This is a genomic window from Bradyrhizobium sp. CFUWI (assembly GCF_056429085.1).
Genome location: NZ_JBWJZE010000022.1, coordinates 72,571 through 92,717, shown reverse-complemented (window position 1 = coordinate 92,717; position 20,147 = coordinate 72,571). Strand labels below are relative to the sequence as shown.

Genomic DNA, 20,147 nt, shown 5'->3' with positions numbered 1-20,147 from the left:
AAATCGCGCCTGGGAAAACTTTCGCGCCTGATCTCCTTGCGCTCCGTCGTTTGAGCGAACGGACGGGGCTGCGGTCCGCGTCGTCGTAAGTCGATTTCAACGATGCGGCACGCCATGCCCATCAGCACAGGAGCTTTCAATGCCCGCAATCAACACCAATACAGCGGCCAATGCCGCGGTTCGCTACCTCAACATCAACGCCGCGCAGGAGAGCAGCTCGCTCTCGAAGCTGTCGAGCGGATCGCGCATCACCTCGGCATCCGACGACGCCGCGGGCCTTGCGATCTCCACGCGCATCTCCTCGGACGTCACCACGCTTCAGCAGGCCGCGACCAACGCCTCGCAGGCGACCGCGATTCTCCAGACCGCCGACGGCGGCGCGTCGAACATCTCGGACATTCTCGCCCGTATGAAGTCGCTGGCGTCCGAATCCGCGTCGGGCACCGTGACCGACTCCAGTCGCGCCTATATCCAATCGGAATTCTCGCAACTCAACTCCGAAATCGACTCGATCGCGACCGGCACCCGGTATTCCGGCCAGAGCTTGCTCGATGGATCCAGCGTGTTCTCGTCCGGCGTGTCCGTGCTGGTCGGCTCGGACGGCTCTGACACGATCGACATCCAGTTGACCAGCCTGACAGCGTCCTCTCTTGCTGTCTCCACGCTCGACGTCAGCACTCAGTCCGGCGCGACATCGGCGCTCGATGCCATCGATACTGCGATCGACACCGTTTCCGCCGCGCGCGCCTCGATCGGCGCTCAGGAATCGCGGTTCAACTTCTCGTCGGATTCGATCTCGACCCAGACGCAGAACCTCCAGGCGGCAAACTCCGCGATCGAGGACGTCGACATCGCGGCCGAGCAATCCAAGCTGTCTTCGGCCGAGGTGAAGACACAGGCTGCCGTGTCGGCGCTCGCCGCGGCTAACCAGATGCCCCAGTACTTACTCCAGCTGCTGAGCTGATGATGATCCGGGCGGGCGGGCATGAGGCCGGCCCGCTCACTAACAGGGGATAGTCAACCAAAGTGGCCAGCGTCAGCTCAACCAGCAGCGCAAGCTCGGGTGTCACCGTCACCACGAGCGGGTCGACCAATTCGAGCAGTATCGACTGGTCAGCGCTGATACAGTCGGCCGTGGACGCGAAGACCGCGCAGGCGGATACGATCTCGACCACGATCACGAACAACGAAGCCAAGATCTCGGCCTATCAGACGCTTCAGAGCGATCTGCAGACGCTGTATTCCGGCTTGTCGTCACTGTCCACTGCAGTGGTCAATTCGCTCTCCACCAGCGCATTCGCGACGCGCGCGGCGAGCATCAGCTCGACCGGAGACGTGAGTGCCTCCTCGGCGCTTTCCATGACGATCAAGAACGGGGCCGCGATCGGCGACCATACATTGACGATCAGTCAGCTCGCGGCCGCACAAAAGGTGGTCGGCACCTCGCAATCGAGCCAGACCGACGAGCTCGGCTATTCCGGCACGTTTTCCATCGGTTTGGACGGCGGGGCTACGTCCGATATCACCATCACCAGCACGATGTCGCTTCAGGACGTCGTCGATGCCATCAATGCCCAGATCTCGACGACCAACGTCCAGGCCTCCATCGTGCAGGTCTCCAGCACGTCCTTCCAGATGGTGCTGACAGGCACGGAGGATGCCGCCGACATCACCTATTCGAGCACGTCCGGCGACGATATCCTGAACGAGCTCGGCGTGATCGACAGCTCGGGCAGCTTCACCAACGTCATCCAGGAGGCGCAGTCGGCTGAATTCACGTTGGACGGCATCTCGATGACCCGCGACACCAACGACATCACCGACGTTCTCAGCGGGGTCACTTTCAGCTTGCTTCAGGCGACCCCGGACGGAACCTCGCTGAACATCAGTATCGAGACCGACACCAGCCAGATCCAATCGGCGCTGGAGACCTTCGTCACCAACTACAATGCCTTTCGCGACGAGGTCATCGCCCAGCAGGCGACCACGACCGACGGCACCGCAGACTCGAGCGCGGTCCTGTTCGGCGACGGAACCATGCGCAACATCATGGATGCGCTTCAGAACGCCCTCAACAGCACCGTCGGCGGCATGACCATGGCCGATCTCGGCCTGTCCTTCAACGAGAAGAACGAACTGGAGCTCGACACCAGCACGCTGTCGGAGATCCTGAGCACCAACCTAAGCGGCGTGACCAAGCTGCTATCGGCGCAAACCACGACGTCGTCGAGCCAGCTCAGCGTCGTCAACACAGGGACGTCGCCGCAATCCTTCACCCTGGAATTGACCGTCGATTCCGACGGCAACCTGTCCTCGGCCTCGGTCGGCGGCGACTCCTCGCTGTTTACGGTCAGCGGCACCACGATCATCGGCGCGTCCGGCTCGATCTATGCCGGCATGGCCTTCACCTATACCGGCTCGACTTCGCAGTCGATCACGGTCACCTCGAGCACCGGGATTGCATCGCAGATCTACCAGCTTGCGAAGGACTATTCGTCATCGACCGGCGCGCTGCAAACGCAGATCACCAGCTTGACGACGCGCGACGACGAGCTCCAGCAAAAGGTCGATGACATCAACAGCGCCGCGGCGACGCTGCAGTCGCAGCTGCAGACGCAGTACGCGAAATACCAAGCCGCGATCGAGAGTGCGAACAGCACGCTCGACTATCTCAAGGCCCTGCTCAACAGCTCGAGTGATTGATGATGCATAATCCGATGGCGTACATGGCCAACCAGGCCTATCGGGGGACGGCAACGACCGTGCCGCCGCTCAAGGCGGTCTCGTTGCTGCTCGGCGGCACGATCATCTCTCTCCAGAGATCGCTCGCCGCCCAGGAGGCAAGGCGTTTCGAGGAAGGGCACGAGCACCTGATGAAGGCGACCGCGATCCTGCGTGGGCTCAGCCACAATCTCGATTTCGCCAAAGGCGGCGACGTGGCGGAGCGGCTGTTCCAGACCTACCACGCGATGATTCTGGCGAGCCACAAGGCCTATGGCCGTCCGCACGCTCGCCAAAATTTCGGCCGCATCATCGCCGGGCTGACCGAACTGCGGGAGGCTTGGGAGTTCGTCGACGCGACCGTGCGGGGCGGCAAGCCTGGACCGGCCGATTCGGCCCGCAAGGGCTGAAGCTGCCTGCTCCTCCGCGACGGGGAAGGGCGGGCACCGGAACGGTCGCCGTTTCCACCGCTTTCCGTAGTGCTGCGGGCACATTTGGCGCGCGAAGCCGCTGAAATCCGGTTTCCGCCGCGCTTGCAATGCTTTATGACGGCCTGACCGAGGCGGGATCGGCGGGCGATGGACGTCACCGAGTTTGAGGAACTGATCGATCGGCTGGGCGAGGATATCTCCCTCTGGCCCGACGATCGGCGCTTGCCCGCCGAAGAGCTGCTGTCGCGATCGTCCGCCGCGCAGGCCCTGCTGGAACAGGCGCGCGCCCTGCGCCTCGCGCTCGCGGCACCGCCGGTGCGCGCGCCGGCGGGCCTCGCCGACCGCATCGTCGCTGCGGCCGCGAGAATGAAAGATGACGCCGCCGAGCCGCGCACCGAAGGCGAGACGGCTGGGAGCTGAGCGGCTCTGCTCTGAATCGTCGCTTCCTTCACCTCGCCCCCTTGCGGCAGGGCAATCGCATATGGGTTTTTGAAAGACCTGAGCGCGCGCCTCGCCCTTCGAGACGACCGCTTCGCGGTCCCTCAGGGTGAGGCTAAGCGGCACCGGTGCCCGTTGAAACCAGCGAAGCGCATGCGGTCCTCATCCTGAGGGCCCGCCAACGGCGGGCGTCTCGAAGGATGGCCACAGGCGAGATCACTCCCATATGCGATTGCCCTGCCCCTTGCGGGGAGAGGTCGGATTGCATCGAAGATGCACTCCGGGTGAAAGGGACTCTCCACGAGTCCAACTGTCACCTCCCCCGTGGCGAGTCTCGCTCCCCAACCCTCTCCCCGCGAGCGGGACGAGGGAGTGCACTGCGACCGCCGCGCCAAATCAACTTGAACTCACTGCTCTTTTGAGACTTGCACACGGCAGATTTTGCCGTGTCGAAAGCCATTTCGGCAGGCGTGAATCGCCGCCTGAATCCGCGCGGCCGGCCGTTTCATCAGCACACAGATTTCAAGCGCCGCGAGCCGACACCGCTCGCCGGCAGCAAGAGAAGGCCGGAGTCTCCGATGACCGTTTCCGCCGTGAGTTCTGCAACGACTGCGACCACCACGACATCGTCGTCGTCAAGCACGTCGTCCAACTCGACGCTGACATCCAGCGATTTCCTGAGCATTCTGGTCAGCGAGCTGCAGAACCAGAATCCGCTGGATGCGACCTCGACCACCGACCTCGTCAATCAGCTCACGTCCTACGCCAATTTCACCTCGCAGCAGTCGATCAACTCCAACTTGTCGTCGCTGGCGAGTTCGTTCTCGAGCCTCGTGACGCTCAACTCGGTGAACTACATCGGCCACACTGTCGAGGCGAAGTCCGATACGGCGACCTTGAGCAACGGTTCGGCGACCTATGGCTACTCGCTGTCGTCGACCGCTTCGGACGTCTCGATCAGTATCTCGGATTCCTCCGGCAACGTCGTCTATACCGGCACCGGCACCGGCAACTCCGGTTCCAACAGCTTCACCTGGGACGGCAAGGACTCCAGCGGCAACCAGCTCTCCGACGGTGGCAAGTACAGCATCTCGGTGACGGCGACGGATACCGCCGGCAACTCGGTCCTCAATTACACGACCGTCACCGGCACGGTGACCGGCATCGACACCTCGACGTCCACGCCCTCGCTCACGGTGAACGGCGTCGCGGTCAGCGCCGCCAACATCCTCGGCGTCACATCCTGATCTCAAATCCTGATCTTCTCGGAGCTTCATCATGAGTCTCACCGGCGCATTGTCATCGGCGATCTCGGCGCTCAGCGCCCAGAGTCAGTCCCTGTCGATGATCAGCGACAACATCGCCAATTCCGACACGACCGCCTACAAGACGACGTCGGGAATGTTCGACGCGCTCGTGACCGCCTCCAGCAATACGACCTCCTACGCTTCTGGTGGCGTCACCGTCTCGGGCCGGGTCAACATTACCCAGCAGGGCCTGCTCGCCGCGACCTCCAACGCCACCGACGTCGCGATCCAGGGCTCGGGCTTCTTCGTGGTGACCGACGCCAAGTCGGGCGGCACGGTCGCCTACACCCGTAACGGCGCCTTCACCACCGACAATGCCGGCTATCTCCAGAACAACGGCTACTATCTCGAGGGATGGCGCACCGATGCCGATGGCAATGTCGTCGGCAGCGAGTCGGCGAGCAATCTCGAAGCCATCAACACCCAGGTCGCATCGACCAGCGGCAGCGCCACCACCAAGACCACGATCGCTGCGAACCTGCCGTCGGACGCCGCGACGGGCGCCACCTACACCAGCTCGATGACGGTCTACGACTCGCTCGGCGCGGCGAATTCGATGCAGGTTACCTGGACCAAGAGCGGTACCAATACCTGGAGCGCGAGCTTCGCCAATCCGACCTCGGCATCGGATACCACGACTGCGACCGGAACGGCCTCAGGCACGATCAACATCACCTTCAACAGCGACGGTTCGCTCGCCAGTACCAGCCCGAATCCGGCCACCGTCTCGATCACCGGCTGGACCGATGGTGCGGCGAACAGCACCATCACCATGAATCTCGGAACCGCCGGCAAGACCGACGGCCTCACGCAATATGCGTCGGGCGAAACCACGCCGTCAGTCAACGTCACCAGCATCGATTCGGATGGCCTGTCCTACGGAAAGCTGTCCAGCATCTCGATCGGTGACGACGGCCTCGTCAACGCGACCTATTCCAACGGTCAGACCATCGCGATCTACAAGATTGCGGTGGCGACCTTCGCCGATCCGAGCGGACTCGCCGCCTCCAGCAACGGCATCTATTCAGCGACCGTGACGTCGGGCAATGCCGCGCTGCAGGGCTCCGGCGAGAACGGAGCGGGCACGATCTACGGCAGCGAGCTGGAATCATCGACCACCGACACCTCCAGCCAGTTCTCGGACATGATCTCGGCGCAGCAGGCCTATTCCGCTGCGTCCCAAATCATCTCCACCGTCAACGAGATGTACGACACCCTGATCTCGGCGATGAGGTGAGCGATGCGCGGTGAGCAAGCGAACGCTGTTGGGGAGGCGCTGCTGCGCCGGCTCAAGCGGCTGATGGCACGGGCCGCAACCGTCAAGGGCAGCGACCGCAAGCAGTTGCTCGTGCTGCTCGACGACGTGGAAACGACGCGGCGTGGCCTCGTGCGGGAAGCCGCGGAAATCGACGGTGAGATGAGGCAGACGACTGCCAGGACGGCCGCGATCGGCGCTTACCTGCGCAACTCGCAAGGCGGCCGCGGCAAACGGAATAACTAGAAGAAGGCGATGACCATGACTGTAGCCCAAGCCACAAGGACGAGCGCCGTGAACGGCGATGCCCGGATCAAGTCGCTGATCACGCTGATCGACACCCTGACTGCATTGATCGCGGAGGAGAACGCGGAGCTTGCAAAGGGCCTGCCGGCCTCGCGCCTGAAGCAGGTCGACGAGAAGAACAAGCTAGCGGAGATCTTCGAGCGAACCGTTGCCGAGTGCGCGGCAGGCACGACCAGCCTGACGGTGCGGGACCGGATCCTGCGCGAGCAGCTGCTGGAGCGGATCCTGAGGCTGCGGGCGGAGATGGACAAGAATCTGGTGCGTCTGCGCGCTGCGATCGAGGCCAGCAACCGCCGGATCGAGGCCGTCATGCAGGCGATCCGCGAGCAGATCGTCGCCGTTTCGCCCTACGGTGCATCCGGCCGCGTCGCTGCCGCCCGTGCAGTGTCCAGCGGCACCAGCCGCAGCGCCTGACGGAACGGGGGAGGCCGCCGTGTCGCTCGATATCGCTCGATCGGTCGCTTTCAGCGGGCTGTCTGCGACGTCCGTGCAGATCAGCGTGACGTCGTCAAACATCTCGAACGCCGACACGACCGGCTATACCAGGAAGTCCGCGACCCAGTCGAGCAGCGTCACCAACGGCGTCGGCACCGGCGTCACGGTGACCGGCATCACCTCGACCGTCGACAAGCTGCTGTTGAGGTCGCTGGTCAGCGCGGATTCCGAGCTCGGCGCGGCCGACACCACCAACACCTACCTGACGTCGCTCCAGCAGCTCTACGGCTCGATCAGCAGCAGCGATGATTCCTCGTCCGGGACCTCGCTCGCCAACAGCATCGCCTCGCTGGAATCGGCGCTGTCGTCGCTGGCGAGCACGCCCAGCAGCGCCTCGCTGCAATCCAACGTCGTCAGCGCGCTTGACGACGTCGCGAGCCAGTTGCGGGAGACCTCCAGCGGGATCCAGAAGCTCCGGTCGGACGCCGATCAGGACATCGCGTCCTCGATCGACGACGTCAACGCGGACCTGCAGCAGATCGCGGATCTGAATACCCAGATCAAGCAGACGGCCGCCTCCGGCCAGTCCACCGCCGACCTCGAGGACCAGCGCAACACCGCGCTTCAGGACCTCGCCTCGAAGATGAACATCAATTACTTCACCGCTTCGAACGGCGACATACAGATCTACACCAAATCAGGCCAGGCACTGGTCGACAGTTCCGCGCATACGATCAACTATACGGCTGCGTCCAATGTGACGGCGTCAACGACGTACACCGGCGGCTCCTCGTCGAGCGGCTTCAGCGCGATCACCGTGAACGGGGTGGACATCACCTCCCAGATCACCGGTGGGGATATCGGCGCACTCATCACGCTCCGTGACGACACTCTGCCGGACGCGCAGTCCCAGCTCGACCAGCTGGCGCAGCAGCTTGCGTCCGTGATGAACAACGTCTCGAACAGCGCCTCTTCGGTGCCGGCGCCGACCAGCCTGACGGGGACGACGGCCGTCACCAGCAGTTCTGCCCTGTCCGCCTCTGGCTCGGTGCGTATCGCGGCCACCGACCAGAGCGGCAACCTGGTCTCCTACGCCGATCTCGACCTGTCGTCCTACGCGACGGTCGGCGATCTCGTCACCGCCATCAACGGCATCTCCGGCTTGTCCGCCTCGATCGATTCGGATGGCCATCTCTCGATCACGGCGACCGGATCTGGCAACGGCGTCGCCATCAACGAGATGACGAGCTCGGTCGGAAGCTCCAGCGAGGGATTCTCCGAATATTTCGGCCTCAACGATCTGGTGACGGGAACGAGCGCTTCGGACATCGCAGTCAACAGCAAGATTCTGTCCGGCACGAACGAGCTCCAGCTTGCGACGCTGGACTCGTCGTCGAGCCTGACTGTCGGAAGTTCGGTGCTGTCGTCCGGCTCCGCCACCGTGATCAATGCCTTCTACGATGCGTTGACGGCCTCGCAGACGTTTGCATCGATGGGCGGGCTTGCCGCCAGCACCGGGTCGCTCGCCGACTACGCCTCGGTCATCGTCTCCGACGTATCGAGCAAGGCTTCGCAGGCCTCCGCGGATTACACCGCCAAGGAGACCGCGCAGTCGACCTATGCGAATTCCCTGTCGTCGCAGTCCGGCGTCAATCTGGACGAGGAATCGGCCAATCTGAGCACGCTCCAGAACAAATATTCGGCAGCGTCGGCGCTGATCCAGGCCATCAACTCCATGTATTCGGCGCTGCTCACCGCCGTGCAGTCGACGTAAGGGAGTACGATTATGGTCGCGATGCGTGTGGCCACCTTCGCCCAGTCGAACAGAATGATCGCCGACGCCATGCGCGTGGAGTCGATCATGGCCACCAAGCAGATCCAGGAATCGACGGGCGTCGTCTCGACGGATTTCGGCGGCTATGGCGCGGACGCGCAGCACGTCATCAACCTTCAGGTCTCGGTGACGCGCGCGCAATCCTATATCGACGCGGCTACGCTCGCCGGCAGCAAGGTCCAGGTGATGTATTCGGCGGTCGGCTCGGTGACCGACATCCTCACGCAGCTGCGCTCCCAGCTCAGCGCCGCCTCGACCGGAAGCTCGACCGAGGTGAACTCGGCGATCAGCTCAGCCCAGCAGATGCTGGAGCAGATGGGTTCGCTGATGAACACACAGTATGACGGCCAATACGTGTTTGCCGGCGGCAAGACCGACACGGCTCCGGTCGATCTCACGAGCTTTTCGTCTGGTACTGGTTCGACCACGACTGCGGACACCAGCTACTACAATGGCGACAGCGAGATCGCCTCGGTACGGGTTGCCGCCAATGAAACCGTGTCTTACGGCGTCACCGCGGATAATTCGGCGTTCGAGGAGGTGATGCGCGTCCTGAAGTTTGTGGCCAACAGCACGACGCTGTCGTCTGCGGACATCACCAGCGCGCTGGATCTCGCCAGCACGGCGCTCGACGACACCGCCGCCGTGCAGGCAAAGCTGTCCGGCGCCGCGTCATCGATCGAGACCGCGAGCGCTCGCCAGGCCGACTACAAGGGTTATGCGGAGACCTTGTCGAATGACCTGACCAGCGTCGACGTCGCCGCCATTACGGCGCAGCTTTCGACTTACGAGACGCAACTCACGGCGTCCTATTCTGCTCTCGGGAAGATCCTGAGCATCAATCTCGCGAGCTACCTGAAATAGCCTATTCGGCGGCGATCCGCTCCATCGCCATGGCGCGCAGCCTGGCGCGCTGGATCTTGACGCCGTTGGCGCTGTCGGTGACGGGAAAGGCGTCCACGAAATAGATTCGCGCCGGTACCTTGTAGGCTGCGAGCCGCTCGCGCAGATGCGCGATCAACCTCTCCTGCATCGGCGGCTCCCTTGCGGGGATCACGAACGCAACGCAGCGCGCCTGGCCCTTCAGATCGACCGCAACCACCTGGGCATCGCTCACGCCGGCACAGGATTTGAGTTCATCCTCGATCTCGCCGGGCGCGACCAGGAAGCCGCCGAGCCGCATGGCATCGCCGGCGCGCGTCTCGTAGACGAAGGAGCCGTCGCCGCGCAGCCGGCCGATGTCGCCGGTGCGGAAGAAGCCGTCCGCGGTGATCGCCTCGCGCGTCGCATCCGGGTTGTGGAAATAGCCAAGGAAGCGTGACGGGGCGCTGATCTCGATCTCGCCGGATACGCCGCTGGCTGCAAGCTCGCCGGTCTCGGTGTCGCGCACGCGCACTCTTGCGTCGGGTGACATCGGCCAGCCGCCGCCCTCGATGCGATCGGCGAAGGCATCGCCGGGTCGGGCGATCGCGAACAGGGCCTGGACCTCGCTCGACCCGTAGAGCCCGAACAGCGGCAGGCCGCGCGTTTCGGCCTCCGCGGCAAGCTCGCGCCAGCCGGGCTGGAACGCGGCGAAGCCGCAGACTTCCAGATGCGGGAACGGGCGCGGCGCATCGGTGAGGGCGAGAATGCGCCGGAACATCTCGTCGGAGCCGAAGGCGTGCGTGATGCCGTGCCCGCGGAGGATCTCGAGTGCCGGTGCCGCCTCGAAGGCATCAAGCACATGAATGGTTGCACCGGCCGCGACGAAGCCGAGCAGGCTCGTCATGCCGAACGTGCCGCAGAACGGCAGCATGGCCAGCAGCGAATGGCGCTGCGCATCAAGCCGAAGCGCCTTGGCGACGGCGATGGCATGGCCCGCCAGCGTCCGCTGCGAATGCGCCACCAGCTTCGGTCCCTTGGTGGTGCCCGACGTGGTGTAGAGCAGCACCGGCAGGTCGATGTCGTCCTCGGCCGGCGGAGCGGGCGGATAGGACCTGTCGAAGGCATCGAAGCGCACGCAGGGCCAATGCGCCGGGATCGCATCCGCGCCGACCACCGCGAGCCGTTGCAGCGCGGGGATGTCGTGTTCGGCGATCCCGGCAAGGATCGCGGCAAAGTCGATCGTGCGGAATGCGGCCTCCATCACCATCAGCCTGGCGCCGGACAAGCGAAGCAGATGCGCGACTTCCGCACTCCGGTAGCGCGTATTGACGGCGGCGACGATCGCACCGCATCGGGCGGCGGCGAACAGCAGGGCGATCCATTCGATCCGGTTGACCAGCCAGACCGCGACGACGTCCCCCTTGCCGATGCCTTGCGCTGTCAGCCAGGCGGCGGTCTGCTCGATTCTTTCTGCGAATTCCGCACGCGAGACCGGCGTGCCGTCGAATACGAAGGCGGGATCGGCGGCGGCCTCGGCCCGGACCAGCGATTGCAGCGATAACGCATTGGCACTCATGGCAACCGGAGTAACCCGATCGTGCAGACCTGTCTACTTGGTGCCGAACATCCGGTCGCCGGCATCGCCCAGGCCCGGCACGATGTAGCCGTGGTCGTTGAGCCGCTCGTCGATCGCGGCGGTCCAGATCGGCACGTCGGGATGCTCGCTCTGGAATTGCGCGATGCCCTCTGGCGCGGCCAGAAGGCACACGAAGCGGATGTCGCGGGCGCCGCGGGCCTTGAGCAGGGAGGCGCCGGCACAGGCTGAGTTGCCGGTCGCCAGCATCGGGTCCATCAGGATCACGGTGCGGTCGGACAGATCCTGCGGCGCCTTGAAGTAATATTCCACGGCCTGCAATGTGTCGGGGTCGCGGTAGAGCCCGATATGGGCGATGCGCGCCGAGGGCATCAGGGCCAGCATGCCGTCGAGGAAACCGACACCGGCGCGCAGGATCGGCGCCAGCGTGAGCTTCTTGCCGGCGATCTTGGGCGCCCGCATCGGCGCGATCGGCGTCTCGATCTCGACCAGCTCCAGCGGCAGATCGCGCGTCACCTCGTAGCAGAGCAGCATCCCGATCTCGTTCAGGATCTCGCGAAAGCTCTTGGTCGAGCGGTCCTTCTCCCGCATCAGGGAGAGCTTGTGCTGGACCAGGGGGTGGACGACGACATTGACGTTGCTGGTGCTCATGAAAACGCTCTACACGTTTCCCAGGAGTTGCGCCAGATCGGCCGGGTCTTTTCCGCGGGGGCAGGCGGGTCGCCGCGTCGCGGCGCCGGTCGCCAAGCTCGCGGAGGAGTGCGGCTCGACCGCCGATCTCTTGCGCGCCCATGCGAGGCTGCTTTCAGGCTGGATGCAGGGCTCCGGCTTTCGCAATGGCTGTCCGATCACGACCGTGCTGCTCGAGCTTGCGCCGCGCGAGCGGGCCGTGTCCGACGCCGGTCGCAAGGCCTATGCGGCGCGACTATCCATTTGCCCGCGTCGAGCGTAGCCGCCGGCCGATTGAGGTCACGGCGGGCGAGCTGGCACGGCTGATCGAAGCGGAGCGGATGAGCTAGACTCCAAGCCCGCGCGCCACCAGCGTGATCACGAGCGTCAGGATGCCGCCCCAGACCAAGCTCAGCGTCATCGTCAGAATGGTCACGGTGACTGCCTGCTCCAGAGTTCCCCTGAAGGGCTGCATGCTAGCCGTCCGAGGCCGGCTTCGCACCGACGCGCATTCCGAGCAGCAATGCGCCCATCAATGCGACCATGATGATGATCTTGAGCTCGACCATGTCGTTACCTCGCAAGGCGTGGTACGCGCCGCTTGAGCCAGCTCAGCGGTCGCGCCGCCAGCGCGACCAGCGGATTGCCCTTGTTCTCGACATCAAGCTCGAAAGTCTCGGCCGGAAACACCAGCGCGCATCGTGCCGGAGCGCTCCGCCGATTGGCGAAATCGATCGCGGAGCTCCTGAACAGGAAGAGACCGCCGGAGCGGCCCCGCGCCTCGCGGGCCACCCAGAGCCCGGCACGGTTGCGTCCGATGAAGAAAGCGGGAATGGCGGCGCTGACGACATCGGGATCGAGCGGCCTGAGTGCCGTCGCCGCGCCGATCTCAGGCGCCATCGGTCGCGATTCCGGCAGGCGGTGAACGGCTTGAAAGGCGATCGCGGCCATGGCGGCCTCCTCATACATCTGCAAGGTCATGACGCCTGCCGTGCGGGTCAGGCGGGGAGATGCCAGACATAAATTGCGGTTCTCAGCGCGATCAGCGCGGTGAGCACGCTGCCCATCGAGAGCAGGCCGAGCGCTTGGAGCGCGATGCGCTTGAGCTGAGCCTTGCGCGCCTCTGAGATGCGTATCGTGCGTTCGGCCGCGAACGGCCGGTCAAAACCATGTGTCAGGATCGACATCGCGGAAGTCCTTGTCCTTGGCGCAGCGAGACGCCGCGCCAATCTGCCGCTGATGATGTCCATCGTTGCGTAGGATTGCGAGATGAGCGCCGGCGCGCCCGCATAGGAATTTCATAAAGATACCGATCCCCGCCGGCAGCCCTCTGAAGACATCCGTCCCGCGTCACGGCAAAGCGCAGCAGCGCCAGCTTCCAGGCATGGAATAGCCTGTCAGATCCATCGACCGGATTGAGCATGCAAGTACGACGGCCTCGGCGCCTCAGGCTCCGACGCCGTCGATCAATTCTTCGTCGGCGACCGCAGCGAATGCGCGGACCACGCCTCGCTGCGCGGCTGCGTCCAGCGGCACGATCGGAAGCCGCGTCGCGGTCGACATGAGGCCAAGGATGCTGAGTGCATATTTGAGCGCGGCCGGACTTTCCCTGGACAGGCAGGCGATGAGCGGGATCAGGCGCTTGTGCAGATAACGGGCGGATTGCAGCCGGCCCTGCCTGAGATGCGAGAAGATCGTGCGGCAGAGATCCGGCGCGATGTTGGCGACTTCCGAGATCGCGCCGTCGCCGCCGTCCGCCATGAATCCGAACGTGGTGGTGTCGTCGCCGGAGAGAAGCCGAAAATTTGCCGGCAAGTTGCGGGACAGCCGCATCGGACGGGTGATGTCACCGCTCCCATCGCGCAGGCCGACGAACTGGCGCGACTCGACCAGACGCAGAAGCGTCTCGTCGGCGAGCGGGCGCAGCGTGCGGGAAGGATTGTCGTGCAGGATCACGGGCAGTCCGGTCGCACCGGCGATGGTGCGGAAATGCGCGAGCATGCCTTCCTGCATCGGCTTGTTGTAGGCGGGCACGACCGACATGACGGCATCGGCGCCGGCCGCTTCCGCGCGCCGCGCAAGCTCGACGGCGCGGCTGGTTGCGTTGGATACCGCGCCCGCGATGACCCGAACGCGGCCGCGAGCGACGTCGACCGCGGTGCGAATGACGAGCTCCTGCTCGGCCGGCGAAAGCGTCGGTGCTTCCCCGGCCGTCTCGCAGACCACGATGGCGGGCACGCCGGCCGCGACCTGTCGCTCGCACAGTGCGGCGAATGCCTTGAGATCGATCGCATCTGCCGCGTCGAACGGGGTCGGCAGATCCGGAATGAATCCGGTGAACCAGGCAGCGGGAGGGACCAGCATGATTTTCCCCTGTTGGCGCTTGCTCAGGCGGCGCGCTGCGCGACGATGGTATTGGGGCTCTTGCCCATGTCGAGCTCGATCTCGCGCGGCAGCTCGACGATTGTTTCCGGATGCTGTCCGTTCTCGAACAGCGCATATTTGATCGCCTGGGCGCGGCTGACGAATAGGCCGCCATAGAGGCCGTTCTGCTCCTGAGCGACCCATTGTCCCCGGCGATTGCGGCCGATGAAGACGATGGTCGAAAGCGAGCGGCACGAGGGAGGTTCGACGAGTTTCACGGGTTTGATCCTTCTGAACGACGCCGGCTTCGGACGCAGGTCCTCTCCGGCGTGCTCAATATCCTCAGTCGCGAATATGATTTCGAGGGCGGGTGCGCAGCGATCTCATAGAAAGATCATAAAGCCGGATTATTGACGACGTGGACCAGCGCGAACAGCGCGCCGAACGCGACAGCCTCGTCCCAATGATTGAGCGCAGCCCCGAACAGCGGCTCCCGCCTGACGAGGCTGGCGAGCGCGCACAGGATGATCGACATCCAGAGCAGGACGGCGAGGCTCCGGCCGAAGCCGACGCTGCCGAATGCCGCAAAGCCCATGAGCAGCGCGAGGCGGACGGCGAAACGCGCGATCACGCGCGCCGGGTCAGCATGCGCGGCATGTCCGGAGCTTGCGGCATGGTGTCTCTCCGACGGGCGGGTCTAGAGCGGGGTGGCTTTAGGTTGAACCGATAGCCGCAGGGGCGTTCACCTCTCCCGCAAGCGGGAGAGGGAGTGCACCTCCATCATCGGGGCAATCAGGCCTCATCGCATCATGCTTTAGCTGAAATTGTCGCAGGCGACCGGCTCATAGAGCGGATCCGGGACGGGACGAACGGAAGGAATACTCGGCCGCGATACATCAACCGCCAGCGCCCGGACGTCGAGGAACGCCGACAGCAGGGCGAGCGCGAGGTCGGCGTGGCGCGCCTCGACCGCGGCGTCCAGCCAGTCCGGCAGCTCTCGCTCGCGCGAGAGCGCGCAATGCCACTCGCCCTCGTCATAGGCGATGCGACGAACCTGCCACATCGGCAGCTCCAGCTCCATCAGCGCCAGCGCCGCATCGGCCCATGCCTCGGCGTCGATCAAGCGGGTGAGACGCGCCGTACGCTCGGTCGGGCCGAGCGAGGGGATGCGCCGGCAGGCCGTTTCGATGATCTCGATCATCAACGGTCGCGTCATCGCCTGCGCATTGCGCAAGCGGTCGCCGAGTGATGGCGGATCGTAGCGTCGGAGAGCAGCGGTCATGTCAGGCCTCCTGGAGTTGGCGTCGGTCAGTCGGCCGGCTTCTCCAAGATGGCCCGGAGGGCATTTGAAAACGAGATAGGGATCGGGCGAGAGATATAGGGATTTCATAAGTGCACGGAGTCTTCCGTCCAGGCGCGCCGGATCTTCGACTGTCATCTCTGCCGAAGGTGGGGACTTATAGAAGAAGGGCTTTTTGAAAAGACCTTGGACACGGCTTGCTGTAACCACGATTGCGAGAGCGATGGTGGGCCGCGCCGCTGCGCTGCCGGCCGGGAACGACCGCCTGGAATGCATTGCCGGTGTCACGTCGCCGCCGGTCATGGCGAGCCGCCCTTTATGAGATTCCTATAACGTCGCCATAGGCTCCATCTCGAAAACCTATGTGCGCGGTGGCAAGTCAGTGCGGTGAAGTCCCCGGCCGCGCCGCCTTCGATCGCAGCAAGCGGCCTGCCGGAATCCGGAGACGGGCTATGCCGGAAACGTCTCAACTGAGGAGTATCGTCATGATGGACCTTCTGATGCTGGCGCTGGGCTTCGGCTTCTTCGCGCTCGCGATCGGCTACACCTACGCCTGCGAACGGCTGTGACGGAGCGGGCCATGATCTTCGACTATACGCTCGCCGGCGCCGTCTCGTTCGGCCTCCTGCTCTATCTCACCTACGCGCTGCTGCGGCCCGAGCGGTTCTGACCCGTGCTGCTGCTCGTCGAATTGTTGCTGGCGGACGCTGTACTCGTCGCTTGCCTGCTTTCGGTGCTCCTGCCGCTTTTGCGTCGGGAACCAGGCCTGAAGGGTTGATTCCATGACTGTGATCGGTTGGCTCCAGATCATTCTCTTTTGCGTCATTATCGTCGCGCTGACCAAGCCGCTCGGCTGGTACATGACGCGCGTGTTCAACGGCGAGCGCACATTCCTGTCGCCCGTCCTGCGCCCGATCGAGGCCGGCATCTATTGGATTTCCGGTGTCGACGAGAAGCGCGAGCAGCACTGGCTGACCTACACGGTCGCCATGCTGCTATTCCATGTCGGCGGCTTCCTCATCATCTACGGCGTGATGCGGCTCCAGGCCGTGCTGCCGTTCAATCCGGCCGGACAGGGCGCCGTCGCCGAAGATCTGTCCTTCAACACTGCGGTTTCCTTCATCACCAACACCAACTGGCAGAACTACGGCGGCGAGAGCACGCTGTCCTATCTGACCCAGATGGTCGGCCTGACGCACCAGAATTTCCTGTCGGCGGCGACGGGCATCGTGCTCGCGGTGGCGCTGATCCGCGGCTTTGCCCGCGCCTCGGCTCGTACGGTCGGCAATTTCTGGGTCGATGTGACTCGCTGCACGCTCTACATCCTGCTGCCGATCTGCATCGTCTACACACTGTTCCTGGTGTGGCAGGGCATGCCGCAGACGCTCGGGGCCTATGTCGAGGCCACCACGCTCGAAGGCGCCAAGCAGACCATCGCGGTCGGCCCGGTCGCCTCGCAGGTCGCGATCAAGATGCTGGGCACCAATGGCGGCGGCTTCTTCAATGCCAACGCCGCGCATCCCTTCGAAAATCCCACCGCGCTGTCGAACTTCGTGCAGATGCTGTCGATCTTCGCGCTCGGTGCCGCGCTGACCAACGTGTTCGGCCGCATGGTCGGCAACCAGCGCCAGGGCTGGGCGATCCTCGCCGTGATGGGCCTGCTGTTCATTGCCGGCGTCGGCGTCTGCTATTGGGCCGAAGCCAACGGCACCTCGACCATGCACGCGCTGGGCCTGACCGGCGGCAACATGGAAGGCAAGGAGGTCCGCTTCGGCATCGTCGCGTCCTCGCTGTTCGCCGTGATCACCACGGCCGCCTCCTGCGGTGCGGTCAACGCCATGCACGACAGCTTCACCGCGCTCGGCGGCATGATCCCGCTGATCAACATGCAGCTCGGCGAGATCATCGTCGGCGGCGTCGGCGCCGGCATGTACGGCATGCTGCTGTTCGTCGTCCTCGCGATCTTCGTCGCCGGCCTGATGGTCGGCCGCACCCCCGAATATGTCGGCAAGAAGATCGAGGCGCGCGAGGTCAAGATGGCGATGCTCGCCATTCTCGTCCTGCCGCTGATGATTCTCGGTTGGACCGCCGTCGGCGTGGTCTATCCGGCGGCAGTCGCCTCCATGGCGAATGCCGGACCGCACGGCTTCACCGAAGTGCTGTACGCCTTCACCTCGGGGACGGCCAACAACGGCTCGGCCTTCGCCGGCCTCACCGGCAACACCTTCTTCTACAATCTCACGCTCGCCAGCGCGATGTTCGTCGGTCGCTTCTTCATGATCGTGCCGGCGATGGCGATCGCGGGCTCGCTCGCGGCGAAGAAATCGATCCCTCCGTCGATGGGCACGTTCCCGACCACCGGTGGCCTGTTCGTAGGCCTCGTCGTCGGCGTCATCCTGATCATGGGCGGTCTGACGTTCTTCCCGGCGCTCGCCCTCGGCCCCATCGTCGAGCATCTCGCGATGAACGCCGGCAACCTGTTCTGATCCAGCTCTTTCGGAGTGACCTCCATGGAATCCGTCCATAAACCCAACAAGCGCATGCCGGTGTCGGCGATGCTGGATCCCAGGATCGTGATGCCGGCGATCGGCGCGGCTTTCGCCAAGCTCGATCCGCGCGCCATGATCAAGAACCCGGTCATGTTCGTGGTCGAGATCGTCGCTGCGTTGACTACGGTGATCTTCCTGCGCGATCTCCTGACCGGGGGAGAAAATCTCGGATTCACCTTCCAGATCATCCTCTGGCTGTGGTTCACCGTGCTGTTCGCCAACCTCGCTGAAGCAGTGGCCGAGGGCCGGGGCAAGGCGCAGGCCGAGACGCTGCGCAAGACCCGCACCGAGAGCCAGGCCAAGCTCCTGAGCGGCGCGAGCCGCGATTACAAGCTCGTATCAGGCACGAGCCTGAAGGTCGGCGATCTCGTGCTGGTCGAGGCGGGCGACACCATCCCCTCCGACGGCGAGGTGGTCGAGGGCGTCGCCTCCGTCAACGAGGCTGCCATCACCGGCGAGTCCGCGCCCGTGATCCGCGAATCCGGCGGCGACCGTTCGGCGGTGACCGGCGGCACCCAGGTGCTGTCGGACTGGATCCGCGTCCGCATCACGGCAGCCCAGGGCTCGACCTTCATCGACCGCATGATCAAGCTGGTCGAGGGCGCCGAGCGGCAGAAGACGCCGAACGAGATCGCGCTCAACATTCTGCTCGCCGGCCTCACCATCATCTTCGTGTTCGCTACCGTGACCATCCCGAGCTACGCGGCCTATGCCGGCGGCTCGATCTCGGTGGTCGTGCTGGTCGCGTTGTTCGTGACGTTGATCCCGACCACGATCGGGGCGCTGCTCTCGGCGATCGGCATCGCCGGCATGGACCGCCTGGTGCGCTTCAACGTGCTGGCGATGTCCGGCCGCGCCGTCGAGGCCGCCGGCGACGTCGACACGCTGTTGCTCGACAAGACCGGCACCATCACGCTCGGCAACCGGCAGGCCACTGCCTTCCGTCCGGTGCGCGGTGTGACCGAGCAGGAGTTGGCCGACGCCGCCCAGCTCGCCTCGCTCGCCGACGAGACCCCGGAAGGCCGCTCCATCGTCGTGCTGGCCAAGGAGAAGTACGGTATCCGCGGCCGCGACATGGCCGAATTGGGTGCTACTTTCATCCCATTCACCGCGCAGACCCGTATGAGCGGCGTCGATGCCGGCGGCTCGTCGGTGCGCAAGGGTGCGGTTGATGCCATGCTGAATTATGTCGGCGGCGGCGCGCCGACCGCGGTCGCTTCCGGCAACGCCGCGCGGGCGTTGCAGCCTGCCGCGCTTTCCGAGCTCGGCCGCGAGATCCAGGCCATTGCCGATGACGTGTCGAAGTCGGGCGGCACGCCGCTGGCTGTCGCCAGGGACGGCAAGCTGCTCGGAATCGTCCAGCTCAAGGACATCGTCAAGGGCGGCATTCGCGAGCGCTTCGCAGAACTGCGTCGCATGGGCATCCGCACCATCATGATCACCGGCGACAATCCGATGACGGCGGCCGCGATCGCGGCGGAGGCCGGCGTCGACGACTTCCTGGCGCAGGCCACCCCGGAGGACAAGCTCAAGCTGATCCGCGACGAGCAGGCCAAGGGCAAGCTGGTCGCCATGTGCGGCGACGGCACCAACGACGCGCCGGCGCTCGCCCAGGCCGACGTCGGTGTCGCCATGAACACCGGCACCCAGGCCGCCCGCGAGGCCGGCAACATGGTCGACCTCGACTCCAACCCGACCAAGCTGATCGAGGTGGTCGAGATCGGCAAGCAGCTGTTGATGACGCGCGGCGCGCTGACCACGTTCTCGATCGCCAACGACGTCGCCAAGTACTTTGCGATCATTCCGGCGATGTTCCTGGCGTTCTACCCCCAGCTCAGCGTGCTCAACGTCATGAACCTGTCCAGCCCGCAGAGCGCCATCCTGTCGGCGATCATCTTCAACGCGCTGATCATCATCGGCTTGATCCCGCTCGCGCTGAAGGGCGTCGCCTATCGCGCGGTCGGTGCCGGTGCGTTGCTCCGGCGCAACCTCTTGGTCTACGGGCTCGGCGGCATCGTCATTCCCTTCATCGGCATCAAGGCGATCGATCTCGTCGTGACTGCCTTGCACTTGGCATAAC

General features: G+C 64.6%; 23 protein-coding genes. 14 read left to right on the top strand and 9 right to left on the bottom strand.

The genetic code is table 11. The features are described 5' to 3' along the window. Positions 1 to 139: 139 nt before the first annotated feature. From AC066S_RS32500 to AC066S_RS32455, 10 genes are all read left to right on the top strand, one after another. On the top strand, positions 140 to 964 hold the full coding sequence (locus tag AC066S_RS32500) for a flagellin (RefSeq protein WP_126255097.1): 825 nt from the start codon (positions 140 to 142) through the stop codon (positions 962 to 964). Between the two features lie 62 nt (positions 965 to 1,026). Continuing rightward, entirely contained in the window at positions 1,027 to 2,703 is a 1,677-nt protein-coding gene (gene fliD, locus AC066S_RS32495; protein ID WP_478271541.1) for a flagellar filament capping protein FliD, read from the top strand. Next, positions 2,703 to 3,131: a flagellar export chaperone FliS gene (locus AC066S_RS32490; RefSeq protein ID WP_478271540.1), complete on the top strand. Its 429-nt coding sequence runs from the start codon at positions 2,703 to 2,705 to the stop codon at positions 3,129 to 3,131. Before fliD ends, AC066S_RS32490 begins: the two co-directional genes overlap by 1 nt. A 168-nt stretch (positions 3,132 to 3,299) precedes the next feature. Further along, positions 3,300 to 3,572 carry a hypothetical protein gene (locus tag AC066S_RS32485; protein WP_126255100.1) on the top strand — a complete coding sequence of 91 codons (273 nt, stop codon included), beginning with the start codon at positions 3,300 to 3,302 and terminating at the stop codon, positions 3,570 to 3,572. A gap of 596 nt (positions 3,573 to 4,168) precedes the next feature. Next, on the top strand, positions 4,169 to 4,837 hold the full coding sequence (locus AC066S_RS32480) for a flagellar hook assembly protein FlgD (RefSeq protein WP_126255101.1): 669 nt from the start codon (positions 4,169 to 4,171) through the stop codon (positions 4,835 to 4,837). A gap of 31 nt (positions 4,838 to 4,868) precedes the next feature. Further along, positions 4,869 to 6,134, top strand: a complete 1,266-nt coding sequence (flgE, locus tag AC066S_RS32475) for a flagellar hook protein FlgE (protein WP_478271539.1) — start codon at positions 4,869 to 4,871, stop codon at positions 6,132 to 6,134. A 3-nt stretch (positions 6,135 to 6,137) separates the two neighbouring features. Next, a complete protein-coding gene (locus AC066S_RS32470) occupies positions 6,138 to 6,398 on the top strand; it encodes a hypothetical protein (RefSeq protein ID WP_126255103.1) in 261 nt (86 codons plus the stop codon). Between the two features lie 9 nt (positions 6,399 to 6,407). After that, complete coding sequence (locus AC066S_RS32465; protein ID WP_478271538.1) at positions 6,408 to 6,872, top strand: flagellar protein FlgN; 465 nt, start codon at positions 6,408 to 6,410, stop codon at positions 6,870 to 6,872. A gap of 19 nt (positions 6,873 to 6,891) precedes the next feature. Next, a complete protein-coding gene (flgK, locus tag AC066S_RS32460) occupies positions 6,892 to 8,667 on the top strand; it encodes a flagellar hook-associated protein FlgK (protein WP_478271537.1) in 1,776 nt (591 codons plus the stop codon). Between the two features lie 12 nt (positions 8,668 to 8,679). Beyond that, positions 8,680 to 9,591 carry a flagellin gene (locus tag AC066S_RS32455; RefSeq protein ID WP_478271536.1) on the top strand — a complete coding sequence of 304 codons (912 nt, stop codon included), beginning with the start codon at positions 8,680 to 8,682 and terminating at the stop codon, positions 9,589 to 9,591. A 1-nt stretch (position 9,592) separates the two neighbouring features. Here AC066S_RS32455 and AC066S_RS32450 read toward each other — a convergent pair whose 3' ends face one another. Together AC066S_RS32450 and upp are read right to left on the bottom strand one after the other, a co-directional pair. Continuing rightward, entirely contained in the window at positions 9,593 to 11,167 is a 1,575-nt protein-coding gene (locus AC066S_RS32450) for an AMP-binding protein (RefSeq protein ID WP_478271535.1), read from the bottom strand. Positions 11,168 to 11,200: 33 nt separating this feature from the next. Further along, positions 11,201 to 11,836, bottom strand: coding sequence for a uracil phosphoribosyltransferase (gene upp / locus AC066S_RS32445; protein WP_135162675.1), 636 nt, complete (start codon positions 11,834 to 11,836; stop codon positions 11,201 to 11,203). On the opposite strand from upp, the gene AC066S_RS32440 reads away from it, so the two are divergent. Then, entirely contained in the window at positions 11,835 to 12,137 is a 303-nt protein-coding gene (locus AC066S_RS32440) for a hypothetical protein (RefSeq protein WP_478271534.1), read from the top strand. The genes upp and AC066S_RS32440 overlap by 2 nt on opposite strands. Positions 12,138 to 12,200: 63 nt before the next feature. Here AC066S_RS32440 and AC066S_RS32435 read toward each other — a convergent pair whose 3' ends face one another. From AC066S_RS32435 to AC066S_RS32405, 7 genes are all read right to left on the bottom strand, one after another. After that, positions 12,201 to 12,329 carry a hypothetical protein gene (locus AC066S_RS32435; RefSeq protein ID WP_283810144.1) on the bottom strand — a complete coding sequence of 43 codons (129 nt, stop codon included), beginning with the start codon at positions 12,327 to 12,329 and terminating at the stop codon, positions 12,201 to 12,203. A 98-nt stretch (positions 12,330 to 12,427) separates the two neighbouring features. Further along, positions 12,428 to 12,835: a hypothetical protein gene (locus AC066S_RS32430; RefSeq protein WP_135168684.1), complete on the bottom strand. Its 408-nt coding sequence runs from the start codon at positions 12,833 to 12,835 to the stop codon at positions 12,428 to 12,430. Between the two features lie 17 nt (positions 12,836 to 12,852). Beyond that, positions 12,853 to 13,041, bottom strand: coding sequence for a hypothetical protein (locus AC066S_RS32425; protein WP_126255110.1), 189 nt, complete (start codon positions 13,039 to 13,041; stop codon positions 12,853 to 12,855). A 259-nt stretch (positions 13,042 to 13,300) separates the two neighbouring features. Continuing rightward, positions 13,301 to 14,218, bottom strand: coding sequence for a 4-hydroxy-tetrahydrodipicolinate synthase (gene dapA / locus AC066S_RS32420; protein WP_478271533.1), 918 nt, complete (start codon positions 14,216 to 14,218; stop codon positions 13,301 to 13,303). A gap of 23 nt (positions 14,219 to 14,241) precedes the next feature. Beyond that, complete coding sequence (locus AC066S_RS32415; protein WP_164718309.1) at positions 14,242 to 14,496, bottom strand: hypothetical protein; 255 nt, start codon at positions 14,494 to 14,496, stop codon at positions 14,242 to 14,244. Positions 14,497 to 14,612: 116 nt separating this feature from the next. After that, positions 14,613 to 14,849 carry a hypothetical protein gene (locus AC066S_RS32410; RefSeq protein ID WP_478271532.1) on the bottom strand — a complete coding sequence of 79 codons (237 nt, stop codon included), beginning with the start codon at positions 14,847 to 14,849 and terminating at the stop codon, positions 14,613 to 14,615. A 183-nt stretch (positions 14,850 to 15,032) separates the two neighbouring features. Then, positions 15,033 to 15,500, bottom strand: coding sequence for a hypothetical protein (locus AC066S_RS32405; RefSeq protein WP_478271531.1), 468 nt, complete (start codon positions 15,498 to 15,500; stop codon positions 15,033 to 15,035). Positions 15,501 to 16,098: 598 nt separating this feature from the next. On the opposite strand from AC066S_RS32405, the gene AC066S_RS32400 reads away from it, so the two are divergent. The 3 genes from AC066S_RS32400 (at position 16,099) to kdpB (ending at position 20,146) form a co-directional block, all read left to right on the top strand. Beyond that, on the top strand, positions 16,099 to 16,188 hold the full coding sequence (locus tag AC066S_RS32400; RefSeq protein WP_126255114.1) for a K(+)-transporting ATPase subunit F: 90 nt from the start codon (positions 16,099 to 16,101) through the stop codon (positions 16,186 to 16,188). Positions 16,189 to 16,300: 112 nt separating this feature from the next. Next, positions 16,301 to 18,004 (top strand): potassium-transporting ATPase subunit KdpA, encoded by a 1,704-nt coding sequence (gene kdpA, locus AC066S_RS32395; RefSeq protein WP_478271530.1) that lies wholly within the window; start codon positions 16,301 to 16,303, stop codon positions 18,002 to 18,004. Between the two features lie 24 nt (positions 18,005 to 18,028). Further along, positions 18,029 to 20,146 (top strand): potassium-transporting ATPase subunit KdpB, encoded by a 2,118-nt coding sequence (gene kdpB, locus AC066S_RS32390; RefSeq protein ID WP_478271529.1) that lies wholly within the window; start codon positions 18,029 to 18,031, stop codon positions 20,144 to 20,146. Position 20,147: the final 1 nt, after the last annotated feature.